17 protein-coding genes are annotated in these 16,116 nt (G+C 34.0%); 11 read left to right on the plus strand and 6 right to left on the minus strand.

The genetic code is table 11. The annotated features are described in order from the left end of the window. Positions 1-22: 22 nt before the first annotated feature. The 3 genes from FG167_RS14005 to FG167_RS14015 all read right to left on the minus strand — a co-directional run bounded on the left by FG167_RS14005 (position 23) and on the right by FG167_RS14015 (position 3,139). Entirely contained in the window at positions 23-1,780 is a 1,758-nt protein-coding gene (locus tag FG167_RS14005) for a tetratricopeptide repeat protein (RefSeq protein WP_203458854.1), read from the minus strand. A 261-nt stretch (positions 1,781-2,041) separates the two neighbouring features. Next, the gene (locus tag FG167_RS14010) at positions 2,042-2,494 is read right to left on the minus strand and encodes a redoxin domain-containing protein (RefSeq protein WP_203458855.1); all 453 of its coding nucleotides are present in this window, start codon (positions 2,492-2,494) and stop codon (positions 2,042-2,044) included. After that, a complete protein-coding gene (locus FG167_RS14015; protein WP_203458856.1) occupies positions 2,495-3,139 on the minus strand; it encodes a thiamine phosphate synthase in 645 nt (214 codons plus the stop codon). It lies immediately after the preceding gene. Between the two features lie 242 nt (positions 3,140-3,381). Here FG167_RS14015 and FG167_RS14020 point away from each other — a divergent pair, with 242 nt between their 5' ends. From FG167_RS14020 to FG167_RS14030, 3 genes are all read left to right on the plus strand, one after another. After that, positions 3,382-4,386 carry an LLM class flavin-dependent oxidoreductase gene (locus FG167_RS14020; protein ID WP_203458857.1) on the plus strand — a complete coding sequence of 335 codons (1,005 nt, stop codon included), beginning with the start codon at positions 3,382-3,384 and terminating at the stop codon, positions 4,384-4,386. A 115-nt stretch (positions 4,387-4,501) separates the two neighbouring features. Continuing rightward, complete coding sequence (gene hpf, locus FG167_RS14025; protein ID WP_370568385.1) at positions 4,502-4,816, plus strand: ribosome hibernation-promoting factor, HPF/YfiA family; 315 nt, start codon at positions 4,502-4,504, stop codon at positions 4,814-4,816. A gap of 85 nt (positions 4,817-4,901) precedes the next feature. Next, complete coding sequence (locus FG167_RS14030; RefSeq protein WP_203458858.1) at positions 4,902-5,411, plus strand: peroxiredoxin-like family protein; 510 nt, start codon at positions 4,902-4,904, stop codon at positions 5,409-5,411. Between the two features lie 150 nt (positions 5,412-5,561). On the opposite strand, the gene FG167_RS14035 is transcribed toward FG167_RS14030, so the two are convergent. Next, entirely contained in the window at positions 5,562-6,146 is a 585-nt protein-coding gene (locus FG167_RS14035; RefSeq protein ID WP_203458859.1) for a thiamine phosphate synthase, read from the minus strand. Between the two features lie 320 nt (positions 6,147-6,466). Between FG167_RS14035 and FG167_RS14040 the strand changes: the two genes are divergently transcribed. The 4 genes from FG167_RS14040 to FG167_RS14055 all read left to right on the plus strand — a co-directional run bounded on the left by FG167_RS14040 (position 6,467) and on the right by FG167_RS14055 (position 9,265). Next, positions 6,467-7,033, plus strand: coding sequence for a porin family protein (locus tag FG167_RS14040; protein WP_203458860.1), 567 nt, complete (start codon positions 6,467-6,469; stop codon positions 7,031-7,033). Positions 7,034-7,172: 139 nt separating this feature from the next. Beyond that, the gene (locus FG167_RS14045; RefSeq protein ID WP_239004397.1) at positions 7,173-7,772 is read left to right on the plus strand and encodes a Crp/Fnr family transcriptional regulator; all 600 of its coding nucleotides are present in this window, start codon (positions 7,173-7,175) and stop codon (positions 7,770-7,772) included. Positions 7,773-8,021: 249 nt separating this feature from the next. Beyond that, a complete protein-coding gene (locus tag FG167_RS14050) occupies positions 8,022-8,894 on the plus strand; it encodes a pirin family protein (RefSeq protein ID WP_203458861.1) in 873 nt (290 codons plus the stop codon). 53 nt (positions 8,895-8,947) lie between these two features. Further along, a complete protein-coding gene (locus tag FG167_RS14055; protein WP_203458862.1) occupies positions 8,948-9,265 on the plus strand; it encodes a GNAT family N-acetyltransferase in 318 nt (105 codons plus the stop codon). Between the two features lie 70 nt (positions 9,266-9,335). Here FG167_RS14055 and FG167_RS14060 read toward each other — a convergent pair whose 3' ends face one another. Both FG167_RS14060 and FG167_RS14065 read right to left on the minus strand, forming a co-directional pair. Continuing rightward, on the minus strand, positions 9,336-10,202 hold the full coding sequence (locus FG167_RS14060) for an outer membrane beta-barrel protein (protein WP_203458863.1): 867 nt from the start codon (positions 10,200-10,202) through the stop codon (positions 9,336-9,338). Positions 10,203-10,403: 201 nt separating this feature from the next. Beyond that, positions 10,404-11,294 carry a DUF6268 family outer membrane beta-barrel protein gene (locus tag FG167_RS14065; protein WP_203458864.1) on the minus strand — a complete coding sequence of 297 codons (891 nt, stop codon included), beginning with the start codon at positions 11,292-11,294 and terminating at the stop codon, positions 10,404-10,406. Between the two features lie 297 nt (positions 11,295-11,591). Between FG167_RS14065 and FG167_RS14070 the strand changes: the two genes are divergently transcribed. From FG167_RS14070 to FG167_RS14085, 4 genes are read left to right on the plus strand one after another with little or no spacing between them, the layout of a single operon-like run. Further along, positions 11,592-12,923 carry a TolC family protein gene (locus FG167_RS14070; RefSeq protein WP_203458865.1) on the plus strand — a complete coding sequence of 444 codons (1,332 nt, stop codon included), beginning with the start codon at positions 11,592-11,594 and terminating at the stop codon, positions 12,921-12,923. Positions 12,924-12,934: 11 nt separating this feature from the next. Beyond that, positions 12,935-14,140, plus strand: coding sequence for an efflux RND transporter periplasmic adaptor subunit (locus FG167_RS14075; protein WP_239004398.1), 1,206 nt, complete (start codon positions 12,935-12,937; stop codon positions 14,138-14,140). Between the two features lie 4 nt (positions 14,141-14,144). After that, positions 14,145-14,885 (plus strand): ABC transporter ATP-binding protein, encoded by a 741-nt coding sequence (locus FG167_RS14080; protein WP_203458866.1) that lies wholly within the window; start codon positions 14,145-14,147, stop codon positions 14,883-14,885. 5 nt (positions 14,886-14,890) lie between these two features. Continuing rightward, positions 14,891-16,111, plus strand: a complete 1,221-nt coding sequence (locus FG167_RS14085; protein WP_203458867.1) for an ABC transporter permease — start codon at positions 14,891-14,893, stop codon at positions 16,109-16,111. Positions 16,112-16,116 lie beyond the last annotated feature (5 nt).

The following is a 16,116-nucleotide window of genomic DNA, read 5'->3' on the forward strand; positions in this document are numbered from 1 at the left end:
CAAGGATTCAAGAAGGAAATGGCTATAGTTGCTGGATGAAATCGTCTAGATGCACATCATCTGCAAGTTTCATTTTTTTACGAAGACGGTAGCGGCTAGTATTTAAAGATGCAATCGCAATATTTTGAAGGGTTGCAATATTCCTACTGTCCATTTTTAATCGAATAAGAGAACACAAACGTATTTCATTTTTAGTTAAATTAGGAAATAACTCTGATAAATGTGTATAAAAAGCATCATTAAGCTTATCTAAACGTTCATAGAAAACGATACTATCCTTATCAAACTGCACTTTATTTTTAATTTCTTCTTCCAGCTTTTCTAAGATTGTAGTATGCTCTTCCGAAGTAGCATTTTTCAGCATTTTAATTTTATCTGCCAACATTTCTGCCCATTCTTGATTTTGGGTTAAGCTTAGGGCAAAATCGGATAAATCGCGTTGTTTCGATTTAATTTCCGAATGTAGCTGTTCCACTTTCAATGCTGCATTTTCTAATTCATGTTCTGCTAAAAGTTGTTTGTTTTTAGAATTTAAAAGGTGTTGTCTTCTTCCCAAATAAAGTACGATAAGCAAAATAATGAGTACCGCACTAATCAGTGAAATAATCCACAGCTTTGCACTTTGATCTTTAATCTTGTTTTCTTTTTCTATGCGCTCTATTTCAAAATTTAATGCAACTCTGTCTAAAGTAACTGCATTTAATTCATCTTTCCATTGGTTATCTTGTTTAGAAGCTACAGTCGCTAAACTGTCGGAAAAAGCAGTAGAATATTTAAGCGTAGTAAACGCTAATGGCAGATTATTGGTAGCCTTATAAAAGTTTTCTTTTACATGAAGATATTCCAGTTTAGAATCTGGAAGTAATTCCTTTTGTTTTTTTGCATCCTTTACAATAGAATCCAATTCTGGAAAAATAATTTTTGCATCCTTTATATCATTTAATGCTAAATTGGTTTGTACTAACTGTGCACCAGCACTTATAAGTCTTGGTATGTCTCTAGATCCTATTTTTTCTATATGTTTTGTTTTGTACAATGCAAAGTTTGCTACATACATCTCTTTTGCTTCCGCATATCTATGTTGGTCCATATAGATGTCTGCAATATTATCTCTAATGCTTCCATTTAGCGAATGCTCTGGAAATTGTTTTTGTGTAATAGCGTAGGCTTTATTAAAATAGATTAAAGCGGAATCTAGTTCTTTGGTATTCCAATAAAAAAACAAACCATAGTTATTAATTGCAGAAGGATTAGAAATAGTACGAAGTGCATTGGTAAATCGAATATTCTTTATATGCTGTTTAGAAGCACTATCTAATTGATTTAAGTTTGCATAATTCTCTGCCATTATACTATTTGCAAAACTAATCATTTTCTTATCCTTACGAACTTCCTCTGGAGTAAACTCCATTTTATGGGCTTCATAATATTCAAAAAAAGAAGTGTACGATGCTATAGATTGCGTAAATAAACCTATTTCATGAAACCAATTACCAGAATGTAAATATGCGTCCATAACAAATGCATGTTTATCTTTAATAAACGGCAAGCAGTCTAAACGTTGAAACTGTTGCGATAGATAGGTTTCCAATTGATGCACAGAAAAGGACGTTCGTCGGTAGGTTTTAAAATTATCTTCTGGAAAAGAGATGGCCATAGTGGCACTTAATTTCTCATATTTTTGGTACGCTGCATCACTGGTTAACGCTTCTTGAGAAAGCATTAGCAAGGGATAACCACAAAGTAATAGAATGATAAATAAACGACGTAGACTTTTCAAAGCGATTAATTTATTTTTTTAAAAGTTTTACTTAGTCAAATGTAAACAATATTAAATAGCTATAATGTAGCAGGTTAGAAATAAAAGGAAATGTATTTTAAGTGTAATTTGGAAATAAATTTAGTGCATTTCATGAGTTTTAAGGAAATGCGAAAAACCATAAAGAGGCAGTATTCCGTGCTTGTACCTTTATGTAGAATAAAGGAGGGTGACAATCAATATACTTCAAAAAAACTTGTAATTAGCATGTATATTTTAGAACTATTCTTGTTCCTTATCCTTTTCCACTAAACTCTCCAGCGCATAATACAATCTATTCTTAGCATTATCTTGTGACCCAAAAATAGAACGAAAAAGTTCTCCTTTTTCTGTGATAAGTAACCATTGTGGTGTGCCTTCCGATTCAAATTGATCATACACCTTATGTCCTTCATCTATATAAATAGGAAATGGATTTTCACCACTAGTAAACACACTTTTAATATTTTCTTTTGTGCCTTCTCTATTTACAAAATCGGCATGAATACCTGCAACTTGAATGGCTGGATATTTCTGTTGAAAGTCGTATGCCAAAGGAATAGCGCGACCGGTACACCCCAAACAATCGTTGTTATAGATGATTAATAACAACACTTTGTTTTTATAAACGGTCATCAAATCTACTGCGACACCATCCAAATTTTTTACTGCTATCGATACTATTGAATTACTCATTTATTCAAAGGTATGACGTTGTTCTTGGGTAGAAGATGCGTTTAGTAATTGGTTAAAGGTTTTAATGGCATCAAAATTTTGGGTAATCGCTTCAGAAACAGCAATACCTGAAATTTCAGTTTTTAATATCTCTGTAACATCTGCTGTAGTGATCCCTCCAAAACCAATAATTGGTATCGGCGTTTTTAAAACATCTGTAATTGCTGTATATCCTTTTATTCCTAAAACCGGACCTAAATTAGCGCTCGTTTTTGTTTCCCTAAACGGACCTAAAACAATATAGTCAATAGATGCATCTAATAATTTTTCACAATCGGCTAAAGTATTTGCAGCACCGCCAATACTTTGCCAAGGATATAAATGTTTTCTAACGACAGTAGGCGAGGCATCCGTTTTTTCTAAATAAACACCATCCGCTTTAATTTCTTTTGCCACTTTATAATAACCGCTAATTACCAATCTTGTTTGAAAAACTGCAGTAATTTTAATCGCTTCTTTAGCAACCTTTAAAAGCTTTTTTTCAGAAGCATTTGGCATACCAAGTTGCACTAATTCTACACCAGAAGTACATGCTTTTTGTATGTTTTCTAAAATTTCTTTTGGGGAATCTCCTGTTGCTATATAGTGTAATTTTGGAATAATCATATTTTCGTTTCTTGTATTCTTTTGTATTTTAAAATGGAATATGTTGCAAAAATACGACTATTATAAGAACCTGAGTATAGAATAACGAATGGAAATGGAAGCATTTGATTTTCGATATAAAAATGAAAAATAATAATTTATTAATACCTATAAATCTTTTAAGAAACAGACTACATTATGTAATTTTGTGGAAGAAATAACGACTACATGATACTGAATATTACCATTGATTTTATCCAATTATGAAAAAGAATCCAACAACCTATTCTATATTAGACCTTGCCTTAGTTTCTAAAGGGCATACATTAAAAGAAACCTATACCAATGTTTTGGAATTGGCTCAACATGCCGAAACCTATGGTTACACACGCTATTGGTTGGCAGAACATCACAATTCGTCAAATATTGCAAGTAGTGCAACTTCTATTTTAATTGGCTATGTTGCACAAGGAACAAGTACCATTCGTGTTGGTTCTGGAGGAGTTATGCTACCCAATCATTCGCCATTAATCATCGCAGAACAGTTTGGTACTTTAGGATCCATATACCCAAATCGCATAGATTTAGGGTTAGGAAGAGCGCCAGGAACAGACGGAGAAACAGCAAAAGCCATACGCTCTGATTTTATGCAAGCAGCGCATTCTTTTCCTAACGAATTAGAAAAAATACAAACCTACTTTTCGGCAGAAAATGCGACTTCTAAAGTCCGAGCTACCGTTGCTGAAGGCGTAGATGTTCCTATTTATATTTTAGGTTCGAGTACAGATAGTGCGCATTTAGCAGCTAAAAAAGGATTGCCTTATGCTTTTGCTAGTCATTTTGCTACCGCGCAATTATGGGATGCCTTGAAGATTTATCGCGATGAATTTCAGCCTTCCGAAGTATTACAAAAACCATACGTAATCGTTGGTGTCAATATTATCATTGCAGAAACAGACGAAGAAGCTCAAAATCTATCCACTTCCTTAATCAAAATGATTGTAGGGATATTTACTGGTAAACGCGACTATGTGCAACCGCCAACAGCAATGACAGACGATTTAAAACAGGTGATGCAAAATCCGCAAATACACCAAATGCTAAAATATTCTTTCATAGGAAGTAAAGCTACTGTAAAAGCACAAGTAAAAGAATTTATGGCGCAAACCGATGCCGACGAATTTATTGCGGTTACTAATATTTATGATATTAAAGATAGAATACGTTCTTATGAATTGTTTGCCGAAATCATGAAGGAGCTACAATAAAGAAAACCTGTTGAATTGGACATCCAATAGTATATGCGTTCATATTCATAGCATATACGCCAATGTTAATGCCTATTTATAATTAGTTTGTCCGTAGAAGGATAATTAATTAAAAATGAAGAAGACTATGACTATACGTTTTGAATATCACGAAGTACAAGCAAGCAAAAGATTAGAAGCATTTGCAACCGAAAAATTAGAAGGCTTATTTAACAAGTTTTCCATGATTATTAGAGCAGATGTTTTTTTTAAATTGGAAAACACAACATCAGACGAAACGGGGAAGATTTGCAGCATTCGTTTGAGTGTTCCTGGTCCTAGATTATTTGCGGAAGTCAATCAAGATGACTTTATGAATTCTATTTCAGAAACTATAAATAATTTGGACACGCAATTGACGAAGAAAAAAGGAAAAATGACAAACTTTTAATGCTATAGAAGTCCTTTAGTTAGCGACAACATTAAGAATAGCATAAAATAAGTCGAATTAAAAAAGAATAGAAAAAGAATAGACCATGATAAAACCACAAGAAAAAGCACCAGCATTAAAGATTTCATTAGTAAATGATACAACATGGAATTTACAGGAACAAAAACCAGAAAACTTTACGTTAATTGTTTTCTTTAGAGGAAAACATTGTCCGGTTTGTAAAATGCAATTAGAAGAATTACAATCTAAAATTAATGATTTCACAGAAAGAGGCGTTAATGTAATTGCTATTAGCACAAATACCGAAGATCTTGCAAAAGAAACGTACCAAGAATGGAACATTCCAAATATACCTTTAGGTTATGGTTTTGCTATTGACGAAGCTAGAAAATGGGGATTATTTATATCTAAAGGAATCAATGAAAAAGAACCAGAACATTTCAGCGAACCGGGATTATTTTTAATCCATAAAGATGGAACCGTATATTGGGAATCTATACAATCTATGCCATTTGGAAGACCACAATTTAAAGATGTTTTAAACGGAATTGATTATATATTAAAACAAGGATATCCTGCTAGAGGAGAGGCTTAATAGCAGTTACTATTTGTAGTTTTTCTAGAAATATTTTTTACGGAATAGCCTTCTAGAAATCAAATATATAAAGAGCAATTTTATACGATATGAATTATTACAAAGTGATAATTTCTTAGTATAAAATTGCTTTATTTTTATTCCTAATTATTAAAAATGTTGTTTCATTTTTTTGAAAACAGCAATGGGTGTTTCGCTATTCCAAATACCACCTAAAACACCAACGCCTTTAAAACCTAATTTTTTAAAAGCATCTAAATTATCTGCGGTAACGCCACCCATACCTATAATGGTTTTGTCAATGGCATTCACATCAAAACCACGACCAGCATAATCTGTTTTGGAAATGGAAGCAAACACTGGACTTAGTAAATGGTAATCAAATTCAAAATAGCAATCTTCCAAGTCTTGCGGTTCATGAAACGAAGAGCTTATGGTTTTTCCAAACATATTCAGCCCTTTAAAATACTGACCAGGATTATCAATATGCGCTATCCTTTCCTGTTCTTGAAAATGAATTCCTTTTAAGTTATAGTCGTTAATTAATGCATGGTGATAATGCACCACAATTCTGTTGTGATATTTCGCATCTATTAAATTTAAATAGTCAGAATGTTCCTTGTAATCTTTATCTGGTTTTCTAAAATGATAACAGGCTAAACCTTCTTCAAATAACTGATTCAGAATTTCAATTTCATTAGGTACATCTTTTTCTGGTGCAATTACAACAATCATAGTTTAGCTCTTTTTTTCAATAACTTATTTCACAAAGATACTTTCCTTTAACCATACTTTAAGGTTTTATATTTTTAAAATTTTGCCAAACGTATTATAATATTACAAATCCATATTCCATAAAAAAAGGATAATATTTTAAGAAGCCGAATGCTCTATTCTGTTATAAATAGCAATGCTTTAACGCGATTAAACAACTCAAAATCAGCGCTTTTTAACACGATGTTAAAGTTGGTTAAAAACGTTAAATTCATGATAAAAAGGAAAATAGAAGCAGTTATTTTTTTTTCATTTGTTAGGAACAATAAAAACTTTCAATCATGAAAAAACTATTACTAATTACTATGATTTCCGTCATCGGATTTACAAAAGCACTTGCACAAGACATTGAATTTGGCGCTAAACTTGTCATTAATTATGCGAACCTATACGGAGATTATGATGGGGACGATAGCGGCGTAACCAGCCTAATTAATTTTGGAGTTATGTCTGAAATACACATCAATGAAAAATTCTCCTTTCAACCAGAAATCATGTATTCTATGCAAGGATTTAGTACTGGAAATGGCAATGATGACCTGGTAAATTTAAATTATTTGAATGTACCCTTAATGGGGAAATACTACATCACCAAAGGTTTTAGTGTAGAGGCTGGTCCGCAAATAGGATTTTTACTTTCAGCGAAAAACGATGGCGAAGATGTGAAAAGCAGTTTTAAAGGTTTAGATTTTGGAGTGAACTTCGGATTGGGTTACAAACTAGAAAACGGTTTAAACTTTGGCGCTCGTTATAACTTAGGAGTATCTAATATCAATGATGTGGATGGTTCTTCAGATACGTTCAGAAATGGTGTAGCACAAGTATCTATTGGCTATTTCTTCTTATAAAACAAAATAGCCTTACTGTTTTTAGAGCATACAAAATTGGTTCGCATGGCAACATGTAGAACCATTTTTTTTAATGCATATATGCCTATATCTAAATAAAAAAGGGATTCTTAGATTCTAATTATTTACCTTTATATCTATGATGGAGGTACCCAATTTTAAAAAACATATTATAGAAAAATGCGGATTATCGGAAACCGAATTCACGCAGATAGCACCTTTTATTAAAACAAAGAAAGTTTCTAAAAACGATTTCCTTTTACAACAAGGTGAAATCTGTTCGCATTCCTTTTTTGTAGAACAAGGCGTGTTGCGTTTTTATGCTTTAAATGAAGAAGGCAAAGAAAGCATTCTACAATTCGCATCCGAAAATTGGATTGTTAGCGATCGCGGAAGCGTCTTCTTTCAAGAACCTTCTACATACTATATCGATGCGATTGAAGATACGCTAACCATAATGCTAGACGAAGATTTTGTGAATCGTGTAGTTCAAATAAATCCGGATTTTAGAAAACAAAACGAAAATTTACTACAAAACCACATTCGACATTTGTACAAACGCATCAGTTTGTTATTGGGAGCTTCCGCAAGAATACGCTATTTAGAATTTGTCGCCATGTATCCAGATATGCTACTTCGTGTGCCACAATGGATGATTGCTTCCTATTTAGGCATTACTCCAGAAAGCCTAAGTCGCGTTCGTAAAGCTTTAGCAGCAGAAAACTTTCCACGTAAGTGATATAAAAACAGTTATAATTTCTAAAAATGCACTTCTTATCATAGGTCAATGCACAACTTTTAGACTTGCTGTAATTTTACAGTAATTAAAAGAAAGGAAATATATCATGAGAGATTTAGATAATGCATTAGAACTCCAAGTAGCAAATAACTTCAATTAATTAGTAAAGCAGGTCACGGCGATTTCAAACGCAACGACAAGCTTTGAATATGTATAATTAAAAGATTACCGCTTTCGCGGAAAAATATTATGAAAACAAAAACAATAGAAAAAGTAACCCGACCGGGAACACCACATTATGTTGGTGACGGATTTAGAGTACACAATTTTATTCCGGGAACATCGACCATGCAACGTATGGATCCATTTATTATGTTGGATTATAATTCCAAATTCAACTTCCCAGCAACCGACAAACCAAAAGGTGTTGGCGTACATCCGCATCGCGGTTTTGAAACCGTAACCATTGCTTATAAAGGTCGCGTGCAACATGATGATAGTTCTGGTGGTGGCGGTATTATTGGGGAAGGTGATGTACAATGGATGACTGCAGCTTCTGGTGTTTTGCATAAAGAATTTCATGAAACCGAATGGAGCAAAACAGGTGGCGAATTCCAGATGGTACAATTGTGGGTAAATCTTCCTGCAAAAGATAAAATGAGCACACCAAAATACCAAGCGATTGCTAATGCAGAAATCGTGAAAGTGTCCTTACCAGAAAATGCTGGCGAAGTCGAAGTTATTGCTGGAGAGTTTCAAGGAAATAAAGGTGCGGCATCTACATTTTCACCGATTAATATGTTTAATGTGAAATTGAAAAAAGGAGGGAAGACGCAGTTATCTTTTCCTGAAAACTATACCACAGCCATTTTAATGGTAGAAGGTGCAGCAAAAGTGAATGATGCTATCGAGGCACCAGAAGATCATTTTGTAATGTTTAAAAATGACGGCGAAACCTTTACGGTAGAAGCTTTAGAAGATGCTGTAATACTAGTGTTAAGTGGCGAACCTATTAACGAACCCATTGCTGCCCACGGACCATTTGTAATGAATACAAAAAAGGAATTGCAAGAAGCATTTCAGGATTTTAATACTGGTAAATTTGGGTATTTAGAAGATTAAAAAATCTTTAAAACAGTTCTTTTTTAGAGCTGTTTTTTTTATATATTTAAAAGATGAGAGAAGACTTTACAAATATTCCGCTTTATAAAAACGAAGAAAAGAAACGTTTTGAAATAGAAATCGATGGTAGCATTGCTTTTGTTACCTATAAAGAAATAGACAACCAAGTAGCATTGGTACATACCGAAGTAGAACCCGCATTAAGTGGTCGTGGTATTGCAGGAGCACTGGTAGAAAAAACCTTACAGTATATAGAAGACCACCATAAAACAGTCTTGCCATTTTGTTCGTATGTATTGGCATACATTCAAAAGCACCCAGAAAAAAAGCGTATGGTAGACCCTAGTTTTAAGGACTACCATACGCTTTAAATCTTTGTTCTACATCACATATATGATGGAAGAAAAATGGATTTCTATTCGCTATTAAGCACTAAAAATATTATTCCTTTTTAGCAGCGCCACCTTTAAATTTATAGGTAACACCAATATTAATTCCGAAAGAAGAATACGGTACTTTTTGCGCTAGTTTTTTAGACGAATCGGTATTGTCATGATCCAGACTATCTACATAAGTAGTTTCCTTATTATAACCAGCAGGTAAATTATCTAAAGAATAAAAACCAGAAACTGCAACCGTACCATCAGGTAAAACAATATCGGTATTAAATTCTGAAAGTTCCGAGTCTTTTCGTTTTAAGCTAATCCCGTAATATTCTGCTTCCGCAAAAATACTAAAGTGATCACTTAAGTCGTATTTATAACCAAGAGCAGCAATAAAACCTAAAGGAAACTGTCCGTGAAAATCTTCTTTGTAATTCGTTTCCGAGTACGATCCTAACGGTACACCAAAGGCATCGGCTTCATCTTGAGTAAATACCGTTTTATCGTATACAACAGCTTCTGTTTTACCACCTATTTTTATTAAAGCACCAAAACGACCGTAAATATTATTGGTAAATCTGTAGACTATAGAAGCAGATCCTCCAAAAGCACGTGCTCTAGCAACGGCATCTACCTCTCTATTTGGTAAATCCACTTCAGAGATAGTTTGATCGGTACCAAGTAAATACCCTAATCCTATTTCTGCTCCAAAAGAAGGACCAAAGAAATACGTTCCCCTTAATTGAAAATTGGCGCCTTCACCAAAACTACCATAACTGTTTTCTGTTTCCGAAATATTAACGGTTTCTCCTAATTTCATTCCAGCACTTCCTAAGGCATATCCAGAACTCACCGAAACCTGAAATTGCGCAAAAGATATTGTGCTTATAAACAATGCTGTCCATACTATCACTAAATGTTTCATAACTTTTTATTTGGTAGTATAAATGTATAAAAAAGTAGGAGAATGGGAAATGATTTAAAGTTAATTTTAAGGGAAAATATGTTGGGGTTTTTTTGGGGTGGGATTTTGTGCTTTTACATAATACTTAGCGAACAATAAGAACGTAGATAGCACCTATTTCATACTATGTAAATGCAATGCTCCTTTTGTCTATTTGTAGCTTTAAAGTTTCAACCGAATCCCAGTTCGTAAATACAGCGTATTCGAATTGTCTAGATCGATAATATCGTCTCTGTTTTTATCTCTTAAATGCACCGAATTACTCAAAATGTAGGAAGTCCGTGCATAAAATTGCAAATGTTTTGTAAAATGAAACTCGTATTGCAATCCGCTTAATATTAAAGACATATTTACACTTTCGGCCACCACAGCATCATTTACAAGCACACCACGTTGTAGGTTGGCTGTAAATCCGTCTAAATCTGCATAGGCTTTTAGTCGGTGTTTTGCAGAAATATGATATTGCAAATTCGTTTTAGGAATCCCAACATTATACGACCATTTGGGATGAAACTTTCTATAATAACTAATAAAAGGTAGTGGATATGGAAAACCACGATTCCCGGAATACGACGCGCCTATAATAAGTCGCCACGGTTTCTTAACGTCTTCGCTTTCTTTTTTATTCTTTATAAATACTACCACTCCGGAAAGTATGACATCTTCCAAAGACAAACTCGTTCCTGATAAATTGGTACTAAATCCAGGAGATAATCGTGCGCCTAAACGCCAATCGTTCTTTAAAGGTTTGGTGTATCCCATATTAATATCCAACGACTGAAAATCGCTAAGTTGCTCTTTATCGTATGGAAAATCCTCGCCATCCATTCGCAAATTAAAATTGCTATAATCTAATCCTAAAAACAAATACTCTTTTTCGTTTTTCAGTTTAATAGGCACGTTGAATAGGGCTCTAACTCTGGTATATTCTACATTCGAATTTCCTGCAGGAAGTATGGTGTAGTCTATCTTGGCTAAATCGCCCAATTGCGAAAAACTATAATTTGTAATACTTATAACAATGAGAAAACATAAATATTTTATGCTTTTCATATTTTTTCTAGTCGATTTATGATTATACTTTTTGAACGGAATGATAAATGGATTTTATTTAATCTTGGTGGTTATTAAATGGCATTAGTCGAGAAAGGCTAAAATTCCTTTCGGTAAAGGTATAACAATAAAGACACTTATAAATTTAGGGAAACTGCAAATTTTGTAATCCAATCCAAAAATCCCATCGATAAAACAAGGCTTTTGGTATAGACAATTCCCGCAAACATCTATTACTGTTTTATAATAGTAGGTATAATTTCATCTTTGAAGTGTTAAATCTAAACACTCAAAAAAATGAAATTATATCTAATCCTTGCAAGTCTATTCTTCGTGCAGTTCACTTTTGCCCAAGATACTACTGCAGCAACAACACCAAAAGTATGGTCGTTACAAGATTGCATCAGCTATGCCATAGAAAATAACATCACGATTAAAGATGCCGTCTTAAATAAAAGTATTGCCGAAATAGATTATAGCAAAGCGAAATCGTCTAGACTGCCTAATTTATTTGGTAGTGCTTCTCAAAATTTTTCTAGCGGAAATACCATCGATCCTATTACTAGCAATTATGTAACCGATCAAATAAACAGTACCAATGTTGGTATAAATAGTTCGGTGACTTTATTTCAAGGGAACCAATTGAACAATCAGATTAAACAAAACAAACTGTTCTTAGAGCAAAGTGTTTTTCAAGAAGAAGTAGAAAAAAATAACATTGTTTTAAATATCTTAGAAGTGTATTTACAAACGCTTTATAGTAAAGAAAGTATCGCTATTGCGGAAAACAATGTAACAGCTTCCGAAAAAGAAGTAGAAAGAGCAAAAGCACGTTTAGATGCGGGAACGATTGCTTTAAGTGATTATACCGAAGCGCAAAGCCAAGCTGCGACGAACAAATACAATGTGATTGCTGCTAAAAACGATTACCAACAATATATCATTCAGCTAAAACAATTATTAGAATTATCTCCTTTAGAAGATTTAGAGATTCAAACCATTGATGAAAACATGGATTTAGTAAATCTAGAATTGGATAAAATGAAAGTTTATACCAATGCGCTTGGTTTTCTTCCAGAAATACAATCTAGTATTTTAAATATTGAAGCCAACAAGAAAGAATTAGATATTGCTAAAGGTGCTTATTTACCAACCTTATCCTTATCTGGTAGTATTGGTTCTGGTTACACTAGTGTTAATGATAATACATTCTCCGATCAGTTTGACATTAATTTCAATCAGAAAATTGGGCTATCTTTAAGTGTTCCAATATTCAATAGAAACCAAACCAAAGCAGCGGTTAAAACGGCGAACATCAATATTGAAAAAGCCGAAATTCAAAAGCAAAGCACAGAAAAAGAAATCTATAAAAAAGTAGAAACGGCGTATCAAAATGCAGTATCAGCTCAAGAGCAAGTAATTGCTTCGGAAGCTTCCAAAATAGCAGCAGAGCAATCGTATAAACTAGCACAAAAGAAATATGAGTTAGGTGCTTTAAGTACTACTGATTTAGTGATTAGTCAAAATACATTTACCAATGCACAGCAAAACTATTTACAATCGAAATACTTAAACATTTTATACCACCAATTATTACAATTTTATCAAGGAAACGACATTAAACTTTAATCAATTTAATCATGAAAAATAAAAAGAAAATCATAATAGGAAGCATCGTATTAGTCGTACTTGCTATTGTAGCATACAGTTTTTTAAAAGGCGAAGGAGCTGTAATCATAGAAGCAAAAACGGTTGTTGCTAAAAAAGCAAATGTAACGACCATGGTCACCGCAACAGGAACTATGGAACCAATAACACAAGTAGAAGTGGGTACTCAGGTTTCTGGTGTTGTAGAGAAAATATATGTAGATTATAACAGTGTGGTGACGGAAGGTCAATTAATTGCAGAATTGGATAAAACGAATTTAAATGCTGCTAAAACCCAAGCACAGGCCGTTTATGATAATGCATTAAGTCAAAAAAACTACATGAAAACGATTTACGACAGACAAAAGACGTTGTATGACAATCAAGTCATTAGTAAATCTGATTTTGATGATGCTCAATTTAATTATCAAACCGCAGTGGGCACCGTAACGCAACGTTACTCAGACCTACAGCAAGCTAGAACCAATTTAGAGTATGCCAATATATACTCGCCTATCAACGGAGTGGTATTGTCTAGAGCCATAGACGAAGGGCAAACCGTAGCAGCAAGTTTAAGTACACCAACGTTATTTACAATTGCTCAAGATTTAAAAGAAATGCAAGTAGAGGCCGATGTAGATGAAGCTGATATAGGACAAGTTAAAGAGGGGCAACGTGTAGAGTTTACCGTAGATGCTTATATAGGTGAAACCTTTCAGGGAGAAGTAACACAAGTACGTTTAGACCCAACAGTGACTTCAAGTGTAGTAACGTATATTGTTGTTATTAAGGCGGATAACCCAGACTTAAAACTTAAACCAGGATTAACAGCAACCATTTCAATTTTTACTTTAGAATTAAATGATGTGTTAACGGCTGAAGCCAAAGCCATCAACTTTAAACCAGAAAGAGAAATCCTAAGCGCGTATAACCAACAACACCAGTTAGCGGAGAATACGAGTGAGCGCTCTAGAGAAGCAACCGCCCTATGGGTATTGGGATCTGATGGATCAATAACTCCAAAAATCGTGACACTTGGTGCGAGTGACGGAGTCAATGTAGAGATATTAAGCGGTGTTTCGGCAGGAGAAAAATTAGTGTACAGTTTGGAAGGTGTTAGTAAATCTGAAGTAAAAACAGCAGAAAAAAGCGAAAGTCCATTTATGCCAACAACAACAAGAGGTGGAGGAAAAAGATAATACGATGAGCAAAGAAATCATAAAAATAGAAAACCTTAAACGTGAGTTTACCATGGGCTCCGAAACGGTTCATGCGTTAAGAGGTATTTCCTTTGACATAAAGGAAGGCGAATTTGTTACCATCATGGGATCGAGTGGATCTGGTAAAAGTACCATGTTAAATATCTTAGGGTGTTTAGATCAACCTACTTCGGGACTTTATGAAATTGACGGCATAAATATAAAAAACCTAAGTAGAAATGAATTGGCAACCATCAGAAACGAAAAAATAGGCTTTATTTTTCAATCGTACAATTTATTAGCTAGAACATCGGCTATTGAAAATGTAGAATTACCACTGTTATACAATAGTAAAGTTTCTACAGAAGAACGTAGAGAGCGTGCTATTGAAGCTTTAAAAAAAGTTGGACTCGGAGAACGTTTACATCATACACCAGCACAACTTTCTGGTGGACAGCAACAACGTGTTGCCATTGCTAGATCTTTGGTGAACAATCCTGTTATGATTTTAGCAGATGAAGCTACAGGAAACTTAGACACACGAACTGCCTACGAAATTATGTCCATTTTTCAAGAGTTAAACAAACAAGGTATTACTATCGCTTTTGTAACACACGAACCAGATATTGCATCTTTTAGCAAAAGAACCATCGTATTAAAAGACGGAGAGATAATGCAGGATTACCAAAACCACCAGATACTTTCAGCTGTAGAAGAATTAGCAAAATTACCTAAAAAAGACTAAGTGTTATGAGACTATTAAATTTATTCAAAATAGCTTTTAAAGCCATCGTTCTTAATACAACTAGAACATTACTAACCATGTTAGGAATCATTATTGGTGTAGCATCGGTAATTGCAATGTTAGCAATAGGTGAAGGCTCTAAAGAAAGTATTCGCGAAAATATTTCGGCTATGGGTTCTAATATTATTACGATAAGGCCAGCGACTACTACAAGTAGTGGAGTTCGGCCAAGTGCAGCTGAGATGCAAACACTTACCCTTAAAGATTATGAAGCCGTTAAAGATCAAGCCACCTTTTTAAGTTATGCAACACCATTGGTAAATGGTGGCGGACAAGTTATAAACGGTTCCAATAACTGGCCAAGTACTATTTATGGCGTAAATCCAGATTATCTCAAAATTAAAGTAGTCGATTTACAAAGCGGCAGTATGTTTACAGATGCCGAAGTAAAAACGGCTTCTAAAGTGGCACTTATTGGGCAAACGGTCGTGGACAATGTGTTTCCTGATGGGCAAGATCCTATTGGACAGATGATTCGTTTTAATAATATTCCATTTAAAGTGATTGGTGTATTAGAAGTAAAAGGAGAAAACACCTTTGGTCAAGACCAAGATGATGTGGTTATTGCACCATATACAACCGTACAAAAACGTATTTTGGCTATTGATTATATCAATCAAATTATGGCTTCGGCAGTAAGTGAAGACGATGCGCCAAATGCTGTTACTGAAGTCTCAGAAATTATGAGAATTCAACATAAAATATCTAATGGAAATAATGACGATTTTAGTGTACAGTCTATGGAAGAATTAATTTCGACGTTTAGTTCTACAAGCGAGATGCTAACTATTCTTTTAGTAGCAGTTGCAGGTATATCGCTATTAATTGGAGGTATTGGTATTATGAATATTATGTATGTTTCTGTAAAAGAAAGAACTAAAGAAATTGGTTTGCGCATGGCAGTAGGCGCAAAAGGAGCAGATATTTTAATGCAATTTTTAATTGAAGCTATTTTAATAAGTATAACTGGTGGACTTCTAGGTGTTTTGTTAGGACTTGGATCCACAGTATTTATAGAAAAATTCTTAAATTGGCCTACTAGCGTGGCTTTATATTCTATAGTAATTTCATTTGCTGTTTGTGCGGTAACAGGTATCTTTTTTGGATGGTATCCTGCAAGAAAAGCATCGGCTTTAGACCCAATAACCGCTTTACGTTACGAATAATAAAT

It is taken from the genome of Lacinutrix sp. WUR7 (assembly GCF_016864015.1).
Classification (GTDB): domain Bacteria; phylum Bacteroidota; class Bacteroidia; order Flavobacteriales; family Flavobacteriaceae; genus Oceanihabitans.